The organism is Streptomyces sp. NPDC050759, assembly GCF_044456945.1.
In the GTDB taxonomy this organism is placed as follows: domain Bacteria; phylum Actinomycetota; class Actinomycetes; order Streptomycetales; family Streptomycetaceae; genus Streptomyces.
Map to the genome: position 1 here is coordinate 260,934 of NZ_JBITGI010000005.1, position 17,252 is coordinate 278,185.

General features: G+C 69.4%; 12 protein-coding genes. 7 read left to right on the forward strand and 5 right to left on the reverse strand.

Annotated elements, in window-relative coordinates:
• The first annotated feature begins 15 nt into the window (after positions 1-15).
• A complete protein-coding gene (locus tag ACIBJB_RS17715; protein WP_020119415.1) occupies positions 16-492 on the forward strand; it encodes an SseB family protein in 477 nt (158 codons plus the stop codon).
• A gap of 37 nt (positions 493-529) precedes the next feature.
• On the opposite strand, the gene ACIBJB_RS17720 is transcribed toward ACIBJB_RS17715, so the two are convergent.
• Positions 530-1,267, reverse strand: coding sequence for a TetR/AcrR family transcriptional regulator C-terminal domain-containing protein (locus tag ACIBJB_RS17720; RefSeq protein WP_398931406.1), 738 nt, complete (start codon positions 1,265-1,267; stop codon positions 530-532).
• A gap of 190 nt (positions 1,268-1,457) precedes the next feature.
• Between ACIBJB_RS17720 and ACIBJB_RS17725 the strand changes: the two genes are divergently transcribed.
• A complete protein-coding gene (locus ACIBJB_RS17725) occupies positions 1,458-2,951 on the forward strand; it encodes an MFS transporter (RefSeq protein ID WP_398931408.1) in 1,494 nt (497 codons plus the stop codon).
• A 120-nt stretch (positions 2,952-3,071) separates the two neighbouring features.
• Positions 3,072-4,043 carry a pirin family protein gene (locus ACIBJB_RS17730; RefSeq protein WP_398931410.1) on the forward strand — a complete coding sequence of 324 codons (972 nt, stop codon included), beginning with the start codon at positions 3,072-3,074 and terminating at the stop codon, positions 4,041-4,043.
• Between the two features lie 92 nt (positions 4,044-4,135).
• Here ACIBJB_RS17730 and ACIBJB_RS17735 read toward each other — a convergent pair whose 3' ends face one another.
• Together ACIBJB_RS17735 and ACIBJB_RS17740 are read right to left on the reverse strand one after the other, a co-directional pair.
• A complete protein-coding gene (locus ACIBJB_RS17735; protein WP_398931413.1) occupies positions 4,136-5,011 on the reverse strand; it encodes a Bro-N domain-containing protein in 876 nt (291 codons plus the stop codon).
• 130 nt (positions 5,012-5,141) lie between these two features.
• The gene (locus ACIBJB_RS17740) at positions 5,142-7,268 is read right to left on the reverse strand and encodes a SpoIIE family protein phosphatase (RefSeq protein WP_398931415.1); all 2,127 of its coding nucleotides are present in this window, start codon (positions 7,266-7,268) and stop codon (positions 5,142-5,144) included.
• 142 nt (positions 7,269-7,410) lie between these two features.
• On the opposite strand from ACIBJB_RS17740, the gene aspS reads away from it, so the two are divergent.
• The 3 genes from aspS (at position 7,411) to ACIBJB_RS17755 (ending at position 11,668) form a co-directional block, all read left to right on the forward strand.
• Positions 7,411-9,174, forward strand: coding sequence for an aspartate--tRNA ligase (aspS, locus tag ACIBJB_RS17745; RefSeq protein WP_311713429.1), 1,764 nt, complete (start codon positions 7,411-7,413; stop codon positions 9,172-9,174).
• Between the two features lie 220 nt (positions 9,175-9,394).
• A complete protein-coding gene (locus ACIBJB_RS17750; RefSeq protein WP_398931417.1) occupies positions 9,395-10,723 on the forward strand; it encodes an MFS transporter in 1,329 nt (442 codons plus the stop codon).
• 30 nt (positions 10,724-10,753) lie between these two features.
• On the forward strand, positions 10,754-11,668 hold the full coding sequence (locus ACIBJB_RS17755; RefSeq protein WP_398931419.1) for an intradiol ring-cleavage dioxygenase: 915 nt from the start codon (positions 10,754-10,756) through the stop codon (positions 11,666-11,668).
• A 73-nt stretch (positions 11,669-11,741) separates the two neighbouring features.
• Here the strand turns inward: ACIBJB_RS17755 and ACIBJB_RS17760 are convergent, their stop codons facing one another.
• Both ACIBJB_RS17760 and ACIBJB_RS17765 read right to left on the reverse strand, forming a co-directional pair.
• Complete coding sequence (locus tag ACIBJB_RS17760; protein ID WP_398931421.1) at positions 11,742-13,148, reverse strand: VCBS repeat-containing protein; 1,407 nt, start codon at positions 13,146-13,148, stop codon at positions 11,742-11,744.
• A 12-nt stretch (positions 13,149-13,160) separates the two neighbouring features.
• Positions 13,161-15,683, reverse strand: coding sequence for an FG-GAP-like repeat-containing protein (locus tag ACIBJB_RS17765; protein ID WP_398931423.1), 2,523 nt, complete (start codon positions 15,681-15,683; stop codon positions 13,161-13,163).
• 216 nt (positions 15,684-15,899) lie between these two features.
• On the opposite strand from ACIBJB_RS17765, the gene ACIBJB_RS17770 reads away from it, so the two are divergent.
• Positions 15,900-17,252 carry a polysaccharide lyase family 1 protein gene (locus ACIBJB_RS17770; RefSeq protein WP_398931425.1) on the forward strand — a complete coding sequence of 451 codons (1,353 nt, stop codon included), beginning with the start codon at positions 15,900-15,902 and terminating at the stop codon, positions 17,250-17,252.

Here is a 17,252-nt window from a genome sequence, read left to right on the forward strand (position 1 = left end):
GGTACTCTTACGCCCATGTACGGCTACGACCAGAACGCTGGTGCCCAGCAGCAGTACGGCGTCCCGCCGCAGCAGCCCATGGCCGGCGGTGTGGGCGGGTACGGCCAGCAGCCGCCGCTGTACCCCGAGCCGTCCCCGCCCTCCCTCGCGGACGCGGTGCGCGCCTTCACCACCGGCCAGATGTCGGCCGAGGACTTCCAGCAGGTCTTCGCCACGTCCAAGGTCTACTGCCCGCGCGGCGACAACCCCGGATTCCTGGCCCTGCACAACACCCAGCAGCCGGTGATCCCCATGTTCACCACGCTCAAGGAACTGCGGCGGTACGCGGGCAAGGAGTCCAAGTACTTCGTGATCACCGGCGCCGAGGTCCTCGACCTGCTGCCGACCGGGTACGGGTTCGTCCTCGACATGGAGGGCGAGCACCGGATCGTCTTCGACGCGAAGGCGGTGGAACAGATGGTCGAGTTCGCCATGCGCAGGATGTACGGGTAGCACGCTCACCGCCCCGCGGGTTCAGGTGCCCGGGGCTTCAGGAGCCCAGTGTTCCAAGGCGCAGTGACAGGCCGTCCAGGACGATGTCCAGGGCGGCCTCGAATTTCGCGTCCCGCAGCGCCGCCGGGTCCGTGGTCGCCGCCTCCTCCGTCTCGGCGTAGCCCTGGGACAGGTGGCTGTGCGGGGCCGTCGCCTGCTGCACCGCGGGCAGGAGGCGGGCGATCAGGCCCGACTCGGAGTCGCCGGAGCGGGCGACCGTGGTGAGCCAGGCGGCCTCCGTGGTGCTCATACCGATCACGTACGACAGCACCGCGTCGATCGCCGTGCCGGGATCGGCGAATCCGGCGGCCGTGAACAGGGCCGCAAGCCGCTCCGAGTAGGACATGAGGTTGGGGCCGAGATAGGCGAGGCCCGCCTGGCCGAGCACCGGTGGCAGCCACGGGTGCCGCAGAGCCGTCATACGGAAGGACCGGGCCGCCTCCGTGACGGCCGCGCGCCACTCGGGGCCGTCCGCCGACGGGACGTGGATCTCCGCGGCGACCTCGTCCACCGCCAGCTCCATCAGCTCGTCCTTCGTGGCCACGTGCCGGTAGAGGGAGGCCGCACCGGCGTTCAGCCGGGTGGCGAGCTTGCGCATGCTCAGCGCCTCGACGCCCTCCGCGTCCAGCATGACGATCGCCTCGCGCACGATCGCGGCACGGCTGAGCGCCGGCTGGTCGGACTCGCGCTGCGGGCGGGCCCAGACGGAAGGGATGGGGATCGGCTTCGTCGTCATCGATACTCCTTCTTCCGCTGCTTCCGCTGCTTCCGCTGCTTCCGCTGCTTCCGCTGCTTCCGCGACCCGTCCTGCTGCGTACGTCGTTCGCATCGAGCGTACATCAATCGGGGCTTGCGTACGATGTTCCTGTCTGCGTACAGTGTTCGCAACGAACGAACGGTGTTCACGAAGTCGGAGGGGAACTGTCATGGACGACGCCTTGGAAGCCCGCAATCCACGCCGCTGGTGGATCCTGGTCGTGCTCTGCCTCAGCAGCCTCGTGCTGGTCGTCGACAGCATGGCGCTGACCGTGGCGGTGCCGGTCATGACCGAGGAGATCGGGGCGAGCGCCCAGGACACCCAATGGATCCTGGACTCCTACATCCTGGTCTTCGCCGGCCTCCTGCTCACCTCCGGCAGCCTGGGCGACCGGTTCGGCCGCCGGAAGGTGATGCTGATCGGGCTCCTGCTCTTCGGGGCCGCCTCACTGGCCGCGACCTGGTGCACCACCCCCGGCGAAGTGATAGCCGTACGCATCGCGATGGGCCTCGGCGGGGCGCTGATCATGCCGTCCACGCTCTCGATCCTCATCACCGTCTTCGACGAGGACGAGCGCGGCAAGGCGATGGCGGCCTGGAGCTCGGTGGCGATGCTCGGGCTGGTCGGCAGTCCGGTACTCGGCGGCGTCCTGATCGACCACTTCTCCTGGCAGTCCATCTTCTACCTGAACGTGCCGGTCGTGGCCCTGGCGATCGTCGCCGGTCTGACGCTGATGCCGGAGTCGAAGGCGCCCTGGCAGAAGGCCGACCCGCTGGGCGCCGTGCTGTCGGCGGCCGGGATGACCGCCCTGGTCTGGTGGATCATCGAGCTCCCGCAGCACGGGGTGTGGACGGCTGCCCTGCCCGTGGCCGTCGTGTCCCTGGCCGGCTTCGTGATCTGGGAGAACGTCACGAAGTCCCCCATGGTCCCGCTGGTCCTCTTCAAGCACCGCGACTTCAGCGGCGGTTCGCTCTCGCTGGCCCTGGTCCAGACAGGCAACGGCGGTCTGCTGCTCGTGCTCACCCAGTACCTCCAGTTCGTGCTCGGCTACTCAGCGGTCAAGGCCGGCCTGGCCTTCCTGCCCCTGGCGATCACGGCCCTGCTGGGCAACGGGGTGGGCGTGAAGCTCGCCGCGAAGTACGGCAACCGGTGGGTGATCCTCGCGGGCATGCTGGTGATGGCGGCCTGCTTCGCCCTGCTGACCACGGTCACGGCGGACTCCGGATTCACCGTCCCGGCAGTCGCGCTCGGACTGCTCGGGCTCGGCGCGGGTCTGGCGATGCCGGCCGCGGTGGCGGCCCTGATGGGCACCATCCCCGAGGACAAAGCGGGCGTCGGCTCGGCCCTGAACGACACCGTCCAGCAGGCCGGCACCGCGCTGGGCATCGCGATCCTGGGTTCGCTCCTGTCGAGCGGCTTCGCGGCCCGGATGCCCGAGGGAACGCCGGAGCAGGCGCGGCACTCGATAGCCGCGGTGGTGGCCCTGAAGGATCCGGGCCTGGTGGCGTCGGCCCGCGAGGCCTTCACCGCCTCCATGTCCATGACCTTCACCGTCAGCGCGATCGGTGTCCTGGCGGCGGCACTGCTGGCGACGCTCGTGATGCGGGACGGTCGGCGGACGCCGGAGAAGATGGCTGATCGGGAACCGGAGCTCGCCGCCTGACCTCTTCAGGGGGTGCGGCGTCTCGCGGAAGCCTGGAGGGAATGTCCTCCGGGCTTCTGCCGTTAGAGGTGGCAGAAAGTTCAATGCTCAACTAAACTCGAACCACAAGGAGGTACCGACATGCCTGCAGTGACTGTCGACAACCCGCTGACCCTGCCTCGCGTGGCCGCGACGGCGGACGCGGTGGCCCGTCCCGTCCTCGGCGTGACCACGGCGCCGAGTGGCTTCGAGGGCGAGGGCTTCCCGGTACGACGGGCGTTCGCCGGGATCCATTACCGGAACCTCGACCCGTTCATCATGATGGATCAGATGGGCGAGGTGGATTATGCGCCCGGCGAGCCGAAGGGGACCCCCTGGCACCCGCACCGTGGCTTCGAGACCGTCACCTACATCATCGACGGGATCTTCGACCACCAGGACTCCAACGGTGGCGGCGGCACCATCACCAACGGCGACACCCAGTGGATGACGGCCGGCTCGGGTCTCCTCCACATCGAGGCTCCGCCGGAGGCGCTCGTCATGTCCGGCGGTCTCTTCCACGGCCTCCAGCTGTGGGTGAACCTGCCGGCCAAGGACAAGATGATGGCGCCGCGGTACCAGGACATCCGGGGTGGCCACGTGCAACTCCTGTCGACCCCCGACGGTGGCGCGCTGCTCCGTGTCATCGCGGGTGAGCTGGACGGTCACCAAGGCCCCGGTATCACCCACACCCCGATCACGATGATCCATGCGACGGTGGCACCCGGCGCCGAACTCACACTCCCGTGGCGTGAGGACTTCAACGGACTGGCGTACGTGCTGGCGGGCCGCGGTTCGGTGGGCGCGGAGCGCCGTCCGATCCAGCTGGGCCAGACGGCGGTCTTCGGAGCCGGCGGTTCCCTGACGGTGCGCGCGGACGAGAAGCAGGACTCCCACACGCCTGACATGGAGGTCGTACTCCTGGGCGGACAGCCGATCCGCGAACCGATGGTGCACTACGGCCCGTTCGTCATGAACACCCGTGACGAGCTGCAGCAGGCGTTCGACGACTTCCAGAAGGGCCGGCTGGGGACGATCCCCGCCGTGCACGGGATGTCCGAGGGTGGCCTGTAGGGGCTGCGAGGACGAGTACGGTACGACCAGGCCCGAAGCCGCAAGCTTGGATTGCGGCTTCGGGCCTGTTCTGCATGGGCTGGGCTGGCGGACTACGGCAGCACGTAGAACGGTGCGCCGTCAGGTGCACGGCCCACTTGCCGTACGCATCCGTGCTCGGACAGCAGCTCCAGGCAATCGCGGACACGGTCGGGCGTGAGGCCGGTGCAGACGGCGATCTCCTCCACGCTGTAGTCGGCCCCGCCGTGCAGCAGGGCCGGGGCCAGGTGGGCGGCCACGGTGTGGATGTCCTCGGTGACGATGAGGTTCCTGGTCTTCCAGTTGATCAGGAGTTGCTCGGGCGTCAACTCTGGTGCCTGGACGGGGCGGGCTCGATCGGTGGGGCGTCGGAGGGTCTGGGCGATGTCCCGCAGCACCTCGACGATCACGGTCTGGCCGTTGTTGATCTGCCTCAGCAGCTCCTCCGTCCGGATGCTCCGCTGTTCGAGCGAGACGAGGGCATCGGCGATCTGCTGGGGCATGGCGTAGGCCGTGCAGCCGGAGGGGGCGGGCTGCACGGCGGCCGGTTCCAGGGAGTAGGAGCCGTCGCGCTGGATGGTGGCGATGACCCCCGAGACCCACTCCTTGAAGTGCCGGGACGCCGGCTTTGTGCAGCCGTTGACCAACCGGATCAGACCCTGGAGATCCACCAGGTTCATGTCTCGTCGCCACTCCCGACCTGCGGGAATGCTGAGAGTGTGCCTTCCAGTCACACTCTCCAGAACCTCTCGGTGTTCTTCAGGAACGTGATCCAGCAGTGCCTTTCGAGTGGTCGTGTACCCCAGCTCTTTGCACACGTCCACCGCCGGGAACCAGTGCGTCCCATCCGGCATCGTCAGCCTCCGCACCCGCGCCCCTGTCGCCGCGAACACGAAGTCGTTGATGTCGATCGCGTCATTTCGCTGTTCCGTGCTGTTCTGCTCGTCCATCGAGCATCACCTCCGCTCCGGAAGCTAGGCACCGGCGCGTGCAACTGATGTCCGAAGGAAGATCGTTCACCCGATATAGCGAAAGAAGTATCGATTCGGTCGCTCTCGCGGAGCCGCTGCTCCAGCCGCGCTACTCGCCGGTCCCCCCGGAGGACTCGTACAGCTCGAACCAGATGCTCTTGCCCTCGCCCTGGGGGTCCACCCCCCACAGGTCCGCCAGTAGTTCGATCAGCATCAGGCCGCGGCCCGAGGAGGCCAGTTCGCCGGGGCGGCGCTTGTGGGGGAGGTCGTCGCTGGTGTCGGTGACCTCGACGCGCATGCGCCGGTCGCCCGCCTCGCCGCGGATCTCCGCGAGCAGCAGCGCGTCCGCGTCGGTGTGGACCAGGACGTTGGTCAGCATCTCGGACAGCAGCAGGACCGCCGAGTCGACCTGGTCGGCCGAGGGCCAGTCGTGCAGCAGTTCGCGCAGTTGCCGGCGGGCCACCCCGACCCGTTCCGGTTCCGCCTGGGCCACGGAGAGCATCGTGCGGCGGACCGGCGGCGCCGCGACGGCCGTGTCCCCGCAACCGCAGCCCTCCCCCTGCCGGCACAGCAGCACGACCGCGATGTCGTCCTCACGGCGGTCGGCGAGGGGGCCGGTGGTGTGGTGGGAGGAGGGGCCGTGGACGGCCTGGACCAGGGCGTCGGCGAGTTCCTCCAGGCCGCCGTCGTGGTTCTCCAGGATGGTGCGGATGCGCTTCCAGCCGGTCTCGAAGTCGTGGCCGCCGGTCTCGATCAGCCCGTCGGTGCAGAGCATGAGCGTCTCGCCGGGCTCCAGGACGATCCGGGTCGTGGGGTAGTCGGCGTCCGGGTCGATGCCCAGCGGGAGGCCGCCTTCGGTGTGGCGGGCCAGGACCGTACCGTCGGCCATCCGGATCGCCGGGTCGGGATGCCCGGCCCGTGCCACCTCCAGGACGCCGGTCACCGGATCGGCCTCGACGTACAGGCAGGTCGCGAAGCGCGTGTCGGAGGGGTCGTCGGCGCCGTACGTCATGCCGTTCAGGAAGCGTGAGGCGCGGGAGAGGACCGCGTCGGGGCGGTGGCCCTCGGCGGCGTAGGCGCGCAGGGCGATCCGGAGCTGGCCCATGAGGCCCGCCGCCCGCACGTCATGGCCCTGGACGTCCCCGATGACCAGGGCGAACCTGCCGTTGGGAAGCGGGATCATGTCGTACCAGTCGCCGCCGACCTGGAGGCCGCCGCCGGTGGGGACATAGCGGGCGGCGACGGTCATGCCGGGTATCTCGGGGCCGAGGGTGGGGAGCATCGAGCGCTGGAGGCCGTCGGTCAGCTCGCGCTCCGACTCGGCGAGGCCCGCGCGGGACAGGGCCTGGGCCAGCATCCGTGCCACCGTCGTGAGGACCGAGCGCTCGTCCGGTGTGAACGCGACCGGGTAGGCGAAGCCCGCCATCCACGCGCCCATCGTGCGGCCGGCCACCGTCAGCGGCAGGAACGCCCAGGACTGGCGGTCGAAGCGCTGGGCGAGCGGCCAGGTGACCGGATAGCGGGAGCGGTAGGCCTCGGGGCTGGAGAGATAGACGGCACGGCCGGTGCGCACGACCTCGGCGGCCGGGTAGTCCGTCTCCAGGGACATGTGGGAGAAGGGGCTCTCGTCTCCGGGCTGCTGTCCGTGGTGGCCGATGATCGTCAGGCGGTCGCCCTCGACGCCGAAGACGGCCAGGCCGTCGGGGCTGAAGCCGGGCATGGACAGGCCCGCGGCCACCCGCAGCACCTCGGCGGTGGAGCGGGCCTCGGCCAGGGCGCGGCCCGCGTCGAGCAGGAAGGCCTCGCGGGAGCGCCGCCAGTCGCCGGTGACCGCGGTGCGTCCGGCGGGGGTGCCGGGGGTCGGCTCGGTGACCTCCTGGAGCGTGCCGATCAGCTGGAACGACTTCTTGTCCTTGTCGTACGACGGCTTGGAGCGGCTGCGCACGGTACGGATCACCCGGCCCCGCTCGTCCATGATCCTGATCCGGACCTCGGCGAGTGTGTCCTCGGCGACGGCGAGCCCGACGACGCTGATGATCTCGTTCCAGTCGACCGGGTGGAGACGGGCCCGTGCCTGGGCCTCTGTGAGGGTGGTCCGCTCGGCGGGCAGCTCGAGCAGCCGAGCTGCTTCGGCGTCGACCGTGACCAGCTCGGTGGCGGTGTCCCAGTGCCACAGGCCGGTCGCGAGGGCGGTGAGGACGTCCCCCACGGCGGGCAGGGGCTCACCAGTGCGCATTGCCCTACTTTAAGAACAGGAGTTCCCGGAGTGCCACTGTTGGCCGAGTCGTAATGGTGGGAGACGGTCCTGGGGGCCCCGGTAGGCTTGGGGGAGTTTCACGTGAAACAAACCCCGATCCGCGAAGGCTGGATGAACGACGATGCATCGGTACAGGTCCCACACCTGCGGCGAGCTCCGCTCCTCTGACGTCGGCACCGACGTCCGACTGAGTGGCTGGCTGCACAATCGGCGCGACCTGGGCGGCATCCTCTTCATCGATCTGCGCGATCACTACGGCATCACGCAGCTGGTCGCCCGCCCGGGCACCCCCGCGTACGAGGCCCTCGACAAGCTGACCAAGGAGTCCACGGTCCGCGTCGACGGCAAGGTCGTCTCCCGCGGTACCGAGAACGTCAACGCGGACCTGCCCACCGGTGAGATCGAGGTCGAGGTCGGCGAGGTGGAGCTGCTCGGCGCGGCCGCCCCGCTGCCGTTCACGATCAACACCGAGGACGGGGTCAACGAGGAGCGGCGCCTGGAGTACCGCTTCCTCGATCTGCGCCGCGAGCGCATGCACAAGAACATCATGCTGCGTACGGCGGTGATCTCCGCGATCCGTCACAAGATGACGGCACTCGGCTTCAACGAGATGGCGACCCCGATCCTGTCGGCGACCTCCCCCGAGGGCGCCCGCGACTTCGTGGTCCCGTCCCGGCTGAACCCGGGCAAGTTCTACGCGCTCCCCCAGGCACCGCAGCAGTTCAAGCAGCTGCTGATGATCTCCGGCTTCGACCGCTACTTCCAGATCGCGCCCTGTTTCCGTGACGAGGACGCGCGCGCGGACCGTTCGCCGGGTGAGTTCTACCAGCTCGACGTGGAGATGAGCTTCGTCGAGCAGGAGGATGTCTTCCAGCCGATCGAGAAGCTCATGACGGAGCTGTTCGAGGAGTTCGGCAACGGCCGTCACGTCACGTCTCCCTTCCCGCGGATCCCGTTCCGCGAGGCGATGCTGAAGTACGGCTCCGACAAGCCGGACCTGCGCGCCCAGTTGGAGCTCGTCGACATCACCGACGTCTTCGAGGGTTCGGAGTTCAAGGCGTTCGCCGGCAAGCACGTGCGGGCGCTGGCGGTGCCGGACGTCTCCGCGCAGCCGCGGAAGTTCTTCGACCAGCTCGGTGACTACGCCGTCTCCCAGGGCGCCAAGGGCCTGGCCTGGGTCCGCGTCGCCGAGGACGGGTCCCTCACCGGCCCGATCGCGAAGTTCCTCACCGAGGAGAACGTCGCCGAGCTGACCAAGCGCCTGTCGCTGGCCGCCGGTCACGCCGTGTTCTTCGGTGCGGGCGAGTTCGACGAGGTCTCGAAGATCATGGGCGCGGTGCGGGTCGAGGCCGCCAAGCGTGCCGGGCACTTCGAGGAGGGCGTGTTCCGGTTCTGCTGGATCGTCGACTTCCCGATGTACGAGAAGGACGAGGAGACCGGCGCGATCGACTTCTCGCACAACCCGTTCTCCATGCCGCAGGGTGGCCTGGAGGCGCTGGAGACCCAGGACCCGCTGGACATCCTGGGCTGGCAGTACGACATCGTCTGCAACGGCGTCGAGCTGTCCTCCGGCGCGATCCGGAACCACGAGCCCGAGATCATGCTGAAGGCGTTCGAGATCGCGGGCTACGACCGCGAGACCGTCGAGGAGAAGTTCGCCGGCATGCTGCGTGCGTTCCGCTTCGGCGCCCCGCCGCACGGCGGTATCGCCCCGGGCGTCGACCGCATCGTGATGCTCCTCGCGGACGAGCCGAACATCCGCGAGACCATCTCCTTCCCGCTCAACGGCAACGCCCAGGACCTGATGATGGGCGCGCCGACGGAGCTGGAGGAGGCCCGGCTGCGGGAACTGCACCTGTCGGTGCGCAAGCCGCAGCCGAAGTAGGGCTTTGCGGTTGCAGGTGGCTCGGAACCGAGGTCGGTTCCGAGCCACTTCGCTTTTCTCCGGCCGGTTCTTCTTCGACGGGGAGTCGGTCCCGTCTTCACCAAGTTCACATACATGTCCACGCGTCAGCCCATTGACCCGGAGGATGGCCCTCCGTATCGTCCTCCGGGCTCAGGTACGTGACGCGTGGTCATGTATATGAACAGCAAGGGAGACAACGATGTCAGAGCCGCTCGTCCCCGAGGCGGAGAGTCGTGCCGTGGCCAAGTTCCTGCGCCGCATGATGCCGCTGCTGGTCCTGATGCTGCTGGTCAACAACCTGGACCGCACCAATGTCGGCTTCATCCAGGAGGACCTCCAGGCGGACGTCGGCGTCAGCGCGACGGCGTACGGCTTCGGGGCGGGGCTGTTCTTCGTCGGGTACGCGTTGTTCGAGGTGCCCAGCAACATGCTGCTGGAACGATTCGGCGCCCGGGTCTGGCTGACCCGCATCATGATCACCTGGGGTCTGGTGATCGTGGCCATGTGCTTCATCCACAACGTCACGACGTTCTACGTCCTGCGCTTCCTGCTCGGTGTCGCGGAGGCGGGCTTCTTCCCCGGCGCGATGCTCTACATCACCCAGTGGCTGCCCGACGCCAGCCGCGGCCGGGCCACCGCGATCTTCCTGGGTGGTTCGGCCGCCGCCGGCATCGTGACCGGCCCGATCACCGGCGCCCTGCTGGAACTGCACGGCGCGGGCGGGATCGCCGGATGGCGCTGGATGTTCGGCCTGGAGGGCACCTTCTCGGTGCTCGTCGGAATCGCCGCCGGATTCTTCCTGGTCTCCCGGATCGAGGACGCACGCTGGCTCGACGCCGACGAGAAGGCGGCGCTGCGGGCCGCGGTCACCGAGGATCAGCAGGTCCGCAGCCGCGCGCCGAAGGTGTCCCGGCTCAAGTTGCTGTTCCACCCGCAGGTCCTGCTGCTGACCGGTGCCTTCTTCGCCATGACTCTCACCGGCTACGCGATCACCTTCTGGCTGCCCAGCCTGGTCGAGGAGATCGGTGGACTGTCCTCCTTCGAGGTCGGCGTCCTGTCGGCGATCCCCGCGGTCTGCTCCATGATCGCCATGTACTCCATGAGCCGTTTCACCGACCGCGCCCCGGATCGCCGCCCCTACCTCGCCATCACCCTGGTCCTGTCCGCGGGCGGCACCTATCTCGCCACCCTCGGCAGCCCCTGGTTCGGCCTCGCGGCGATCACCCTCGCCGGCGTCGGCTCGAAGTGCGCGGCCACGTTGTTCTGGCCCATGGCCCAGTCCGGGCTCGACCTGCGGATCGCCGCACCTGGCCTGGCCCTCGTCAACTCCATCGGCAATCTGGGCGGTTTCGTCTCCCCGTTCCTCTTCGGCTATCTCAAGGACACGACCGGCAGCACCAACGGCGGCCTCTACATCCTGACGGCGGCCTCGCTGCTCGCGGTGATCGCGGCGAAGTACCTGCGGGGCGCCCGGGCCGGCGCGGACCTGAAAGAGCCCACAGCAAGCCACAGCCCGCTCCCACGCTGAGGACAGTCTTCTTACCTAACTTCGCCTTCCATGACGGGAAACCAGCCGAAACACAAGAAGGACCTGACGCGGCGCAAGGTCGTCGTCGCCGGAGCGGGCGCGGCCGTGGCGGTGGGTGCGGGCGGCACCCTCGCCGCGTCGGGTGCGTTCGCGGGCGAGACGGGTACGAGTGCCGCCGCGAGCAGCACTTCCACCGCGTCGGAGGCCTGCTACAAGCTCACCTCGGAGACCACCGAGGGGCCGTACTACATCGACGCCGACAAGATCCGCCAGGACATCACCGAGGACAAGGAGGGCATCCCCCTCACGCTCAGGCTCAAGGTGATCGACTCCGAGACCTGCAAGCCGGTCGCCGGCGCCGCCGTCGACATCTGGCACTGCGACGCGCTCGGCATCTACTCGGGCTACGAGTCCTCGTCGACCGGCGGCGGCACCGCCCCGACCGACGCGCCCTCGGGGACGCCGAGCGGTACCCCGACGGGTGAACCGCCGACGGGCGCGCCGACCGGTGGCACCGGTGGCGGCGTCCACCAGGAGCCCACCGACGACGAGCGCTATCTGCGCGGCACCTGGAAGACGGACAAGCACGGCCAGGTCACCTTCAGGACGGTCTTCCCGGGCTGGTACCGGGGCCGTTGTGTGCACATCCACACCAAGGTGCACGTCAACGGCGAGTGGACGGACGCCGGTTACGAGGGCGGCAACACCTGCCACACCGGCCAGTTCTTCTTCGACGAGGCGTCCGTGCTGGCCTCCGCCGAGGTCGAGCCGTACTCCACCAGCACCACCGAGCGCACCACGCTCACCGAGGACACGATCTACGACCAGAGCGGCACGACCGGGGGCCTGCTCAAGCTGACGTACAACAAAAAGAACATCGCCAAGGGCGTCATCGGCTCCCTCACCATGGGCGTCGACCCGGAGGCGACGAACGACAACAATTGAGGTAACTCCGCGACCACGTACGAGGGCGCCCGGGACGGTGAAGTCCCGGGCGCCTTTGTCGTACGTGGCGGGGTCAGATCACCCAGAGCAGTCCGTTGCCGCCCAGGAGCGTGCCGTTGCCCTGGGTGAGGCCCACGGACGCCGCCGTGAACAGCTTGCTGCCGGTGGCCGTGGGCCGGGTGGAGCCGCCGGGGAAGACCCAGACCCCGCCGGTGAAGTTGTTCTCACCGACCGCACCGACGAACAGCTCCGGTCTGCCGTCCTTGTCGACGTCGCCGACCGACACCGTCGTACCGAACAAGTCGTCGATCTCGGCGGCGCCCGGAACGCCTGCGGTGTCCTGGGAGAAGGAGTACGAGCCGGTGCCGAGGGCGCCCGAAGCGCGGCCCGGGATCACGGTCACCTGGCCGGCGTGGATCTCGGCGAGGCGTTCGTAGGGCGAGCCGACCACGATGTCGGCGAGTCCGTCCCGGTCGAGGTCGGCCACGGCCAGCGATCCGCCGAAGGCGTCCCCCTTCTCGCTCGCGCCGGGGACTCCGGCGGTGTTCTGCGTGATGGCGACGGGCGCGGTGTCCTTCGTGATGCCGCTCGCCGACCCGTACCAGACGAGGACCCGGCCGCCCAACTCTCCGTCCACCCCCGCCTTTTCGGGCTCGTCGGGGTCGCCGGCCACGAGGTCTGCGTAGCCGTCGCCGTTGACGTCGCCGGTGGCCACGATGAGGCCGTTGCCCTTCAGCGCCTCGCCGTAGGCGGCGTGCGTGTAGACCTCGCCGCCGCTCAGGTCGCTCAGCCGGGAGGTGGCCAGGGCCGGATCGGGCACGCTGTCCTTGTCGAAATCGCCCAGCGCGACGGACTCCACGGAGGGGGTGTCCATGTTCAGGGTGCGGGAGCCGTAGCCGCCGGCGCGGGTGAACGGCCCTGTGATGAGCACGGAGGCGTCGTAACCGCCCACCGCCACCCTGGTCTTCGTGCCCGCGCCGAGGCTGAGTGCGGCGAGGTCCAGCCCGTAGTACGTCGTGGAGCCCGACGGCGACGGCAGATCCGTCCCGCTGGTCAGCCCGCTCCTGCTGCCCCAGAGCACCGTCACTGCACCGGCGTTGGTCCCCTTCGACGTGTCCTCGTACGGCGACCCCACCAGGAGGTCGGCGTACCCGTCCCGGTTCAGGTCGGCCGTCGCGGTGGCGGCGCCGAAGCGGTCGTACGCCTCGGCCGTGCCCGGCACCCCGGAGCTGTTCTGAGTGATCGTCTTACGGTTGCCCGCCGACAGCCCGGACTTGGAGCCGTACAGCACGACCACCGCCCCGGCTGCCTCCTTGCCCGACACGTTCGCCCCCGGAGCCTGCAGAACGGCGTCTTTGTAGCCGTCGCCGTTGAAGTCGCCCGGCACGCCTCCGTGGACGGCGGCCGCCGGTGTGGCGGGCAGCAACGCGCCCACCGTCACGCTCGCGGCCACCAGTACGGCCGCACTCCATCTGCGCACGTGAACACCCCTCTACGAAAGGAACTTGTAGCCGCCGAAGGCGGTCGCGATCTTCACCCGCGCCCCGAACGACCCCTTGCCGTTGCCGCTGTTGCGCCACAGGGTGCCGCCGGTGTCGCGGGAGACGAGGTCGGCCTTGCCGTCTCCGGTGATGTCACCGACGCCGACGATCACGTTGTAGGAGCCGCCCCAGTTGGTGAACAGCTTCACGCGGGCCTTGAAGATGCCCTGGCCGGTGCCGTCGTAGCGATACAGGTTGTTCGCCTTGTCCTGCGCCAGCAGATCGCCGATGCCGTCACCGTTGAGATCGCCGACGCCCACGATCTTCTTGTACGTCTTCCAGTTGTCGTAGAGCTTCACGCGCGCGGAGAGCTTCCCCGAGCTGGTGCCCTTGTACAGGTAGACCGTCCCGGTGGCGGAGTTGCGGGCGATCAGGTCGGGTCGGCCGTCGCCGCTGATGTCGCCGGGCGAGGTCAGGACGTCGTACTGGTTCCAGCCGCTGGTGCCGAGTGAGGTGTACGGCGTCGACGGCTTGACGGCGGCCCCGCAGCCGGGCTTGTACAGGCGCAGGGCGCCGCTGCTCAGCCGTACGAGGACGTCGTTGCAGCGGTCCCCGCTCAGGTCGCCGAACGGGATCGCCTTGATGGTCGTGGGCCAGCCGCTGCCGCTGACCTTGGCCGAGAAGGCTCCCGTGGACGCCTTGCCCAGCTGGAAGGTGAGCGCGCCCGAGGAGTTGAGGGTGAGGAGGTCGCCCGTGCCGTCCGGGGTGGCCGAGGCGCCGCCGAAGTCACGGGCGACGGCCGCGCCGCCGGTGACGGTGACCGTGCCGGAGGCGAGCTTCACGGCCGAGGCCGCGCCCTCCTGGGTGGCTCGCAGGGTCCAGGTCAGGGCGCCGTTGGCGGCGTAACTCCCCGATGTCGTACGGCCGTTCCAGCTCGCGGTGACGCTCAGGTCGGTCGTCGAGCCGGTGAGCGTGCGGACGGTCCGGCCGGCCGTGTCGGTGAGGGTCACGGACCAGGACGAGGTGGGCCGGCTCAGCGTCCAGGTGGGCGCCCAGGCGTTGCTCGCGGTGGTGGTGCCCTTGAGCGGGGCGGTCGCCGGGACGCCGGCACCGCTGACGGCGAGCGCAGGCCAGGCGGTGCGGCTGCCGAACAGCTGCGAGTTCGAGGAGTCGCTCGTGGCGCCTGACCAGACGGCACTGGCGCTGCCGTCCGCACCGACGCTGACCTGGCCGAGGACGTAGGCGAACGACGAGCCCGGCAGCGCGGCCGGGCTGCTCCACCGGCCGTCGCTGCGCACGGACTCCACCAGTGCGACCTTGCCGCCGACGGTCTGGGGCCACAGGGCGTGCACGGTGCCGTCGTCGGCGATGGCGGTGTCCCAGGCCTCGGAGACATACGACGTGGACAGCGTCTGCACGGCCGACCAGCTGCCGGTGGCGGCGTCGCGGGTGGCGGTGCGGGTGCTGAAGGTCGTCGTGTAGTCGACCCAGACGAGGGTGACATCGCCGTCGGGTGCGATGAGCGGCTGCGGGGTGCCCGCGAGGTCCTCGGTGCCGGTCACCGCCTCGGGCGCGGCCCAGGTGCCGTCGGCGGAGCGGGCGGCGGTGAGGATGGTCTGCCGCTCGGACGCGTCACTGCCGTCCCAGGCCAGGGTCAGGGTGCCGTCGTCGGCCGCGCTGACCTCGGGGTCGCTGATCGACTGGTAGCTCGGAGTCGCGGCGGCGGGCGCGGTCCACGTGGTGGCGCCGGGCGCGCGGGAGACCGTGCGTACCGAGGCGGACGGGCCGTCGGTCTGCTTCCACACGACGACGACGGTGCCGTCGGAGGTGACGGCGACGCTCGGGGTGTGGGCGCTGTCGGCGCCGTCCTTGACCGTGTCGCTGAGCTGGGCGGGCGCCGACCAGGTGCCGTCGGTGGCGCGGGTGGCGGCGTACACCTCCCACGGAGTGCCGCCGGAGTCGGTGCGCACGCTCCAGACCGCGGTGAGCGTGCCGTCGGGGGCCTCCGCGAGGTCGATGCCGCCGTCACCATAGGCCGTGTCGGTGCCGACGAGCTCGACCGGCGTCGACCAGGCCGAGTGGTCGGCGCTGAGCACGGAGCTGACGACCCGGCTGTCGAAGGGTCCGGCGCCGGGCGAGGTCTCGTCCGGGTACTCCGTCCACAGCGCGGTGACCGTGCCGTCGGCGGAGGCGTGCAGCTTGACGCCGCCCGCCTCGTCCGGGGTGGTGGTGAGCAGGGTCGGTGCACCCCAGGTGTCACTGCCGGCGGGGCGGACGGCGGCGTACAGCTTGCGCTCGGTGCTGTCCGTGTCCGCGAACTGGTTCCACACCGCGACGGCGGACCCGTCGGCGGTGGTCACGAGGTCCTTGACGTGGGTGTCGGTATCGGCGCCTGTGACGGCGGTGGCCGAGGTCCACGGGACGGCCGGGGCCGCCTCGGCCGTCGTCGGAAGCACGGCGCCGCCCGACAGGGCCAGTGCCACCGAGGAGATCGCGACCGCCAGACGGCGGCGTGGCAGGGCGTATCTGCCCATGTGGGTTTCCCTCCCCCGCGAGGACCCCTGCCCTCGCACAAGTGATCGGACGTTATCAGCGTCAAGGCCCGACACGTCGGGCAGGGCGCGGGGTTCAGAAATTTCCTACCGGTCACGGCAACCCCTTTGATCCCGGCGGCTACTTGAGGACGGAAGCGCCCTTCACGGGTGCTCCACGAAACGCACATGTCCCACCCCCGCTCGTAAGGAATCCCCGTGTCCTCTGCCTCCCACCGCCGCTCTCTCCGCACCCGCCGCACCCTGGTCGTCTTAGCCGCCGTGGGGGCCGCGGGCGTCGGCGCCGGTGCCGTCGTGATGAACGCGAACGCCCAGCCCGTGGATCTGTTCCACCAGACGCTCGCCGCGAAGGACGGCTGGGCTTCCTCCGGCACGGGCACGACCGGCGGCACGAAGGCCGACTCCGCGCACACCTTCACCGTCTCCACCCGGGCACAGCTGGTGAAGGCGCTGGGGTCGGCGTCCGAGACCACCCCGCGGATCATCAAGGTCAAGGGCACGATCGACGCCAACACGGACGGCGCCGGCAAGAAGCTGACCTGCGCGAACTACGCGTCCGGGACGGGCTACTCGCTGTCCTCCTACCTGAAGGCGTTCGACCCGGCCACCTACGGCCGCTCGAAGCTGCCGTCGGGCACGCAGGAGACCGCGCGCGTGGCCGCGCAGAAGAAGCAGGCCGCGAACATCGTCTTCAAGGTGCCTGCGAACACCACGATCGTCGGGGTGCCGGGCACCAAGGCCGGTATCTCCGGCGGGATGCTCCAGATCCAGAACGTGGACAACGTCGTCGTCCGCAACCTCACCTTCGCCGGCACCGAGGACTGCTTCCCGCAGTGGGACCCGACGGACGGCGACTCCGGCAACTGGAACTCGAACTACGACTCGGTGACGCTGCGGGGCGCGACCCATGTGTGGGCGGACCACAACACGTTCACGGACGCACCGCACCTGGACTCCGCGAACCCGAAGTACTACGGCCGCGAGTACCAGATCCACGACGGGGCGCTGGACATCACCAAGAGCTCGGACCTGGTGACCGTCTCCCGCAACCAGTTCACCAACCACGACAAGACGATGCTGATCGGCAGCAGCGACAGCGAGCCGAGCGGCAAGCTGCGGGTCTCGATCCACCACAACGTGTGGAAGGGCATCGTCCAGCGGGCGCCCCTGTCCCGCGTCGGCCAGATCCACATCTACAACAACTACTACGACGTCACGACCCTGAACGGCTACGCGCTGCTGTACAGCATCAACTCCCGCGCCAAGGCCCAGGTCGTCGCCGCGGACAACTACTGGAAGGTCCCGTCGACGGTGAAGATCTCCAAGCTTCTCTCCGGCGACGGCACGGGCGCGATCGCGGGCTCCGGCAACCTGGTCAACGGCACGACGACGGACCTGGTCGCGGCCTACAACGCCGCGTCCTCGAAGGACCTGAAGACGAGCGTGAACTGGACGCCGACCCTGACGTCCGGCCTGGAGTCGTCGGCAGCCGCGGTGAAGAACCTGCCGATGTCGCTGGCCACGACGACGGGGGCCGGAGTGCTCTCCTAG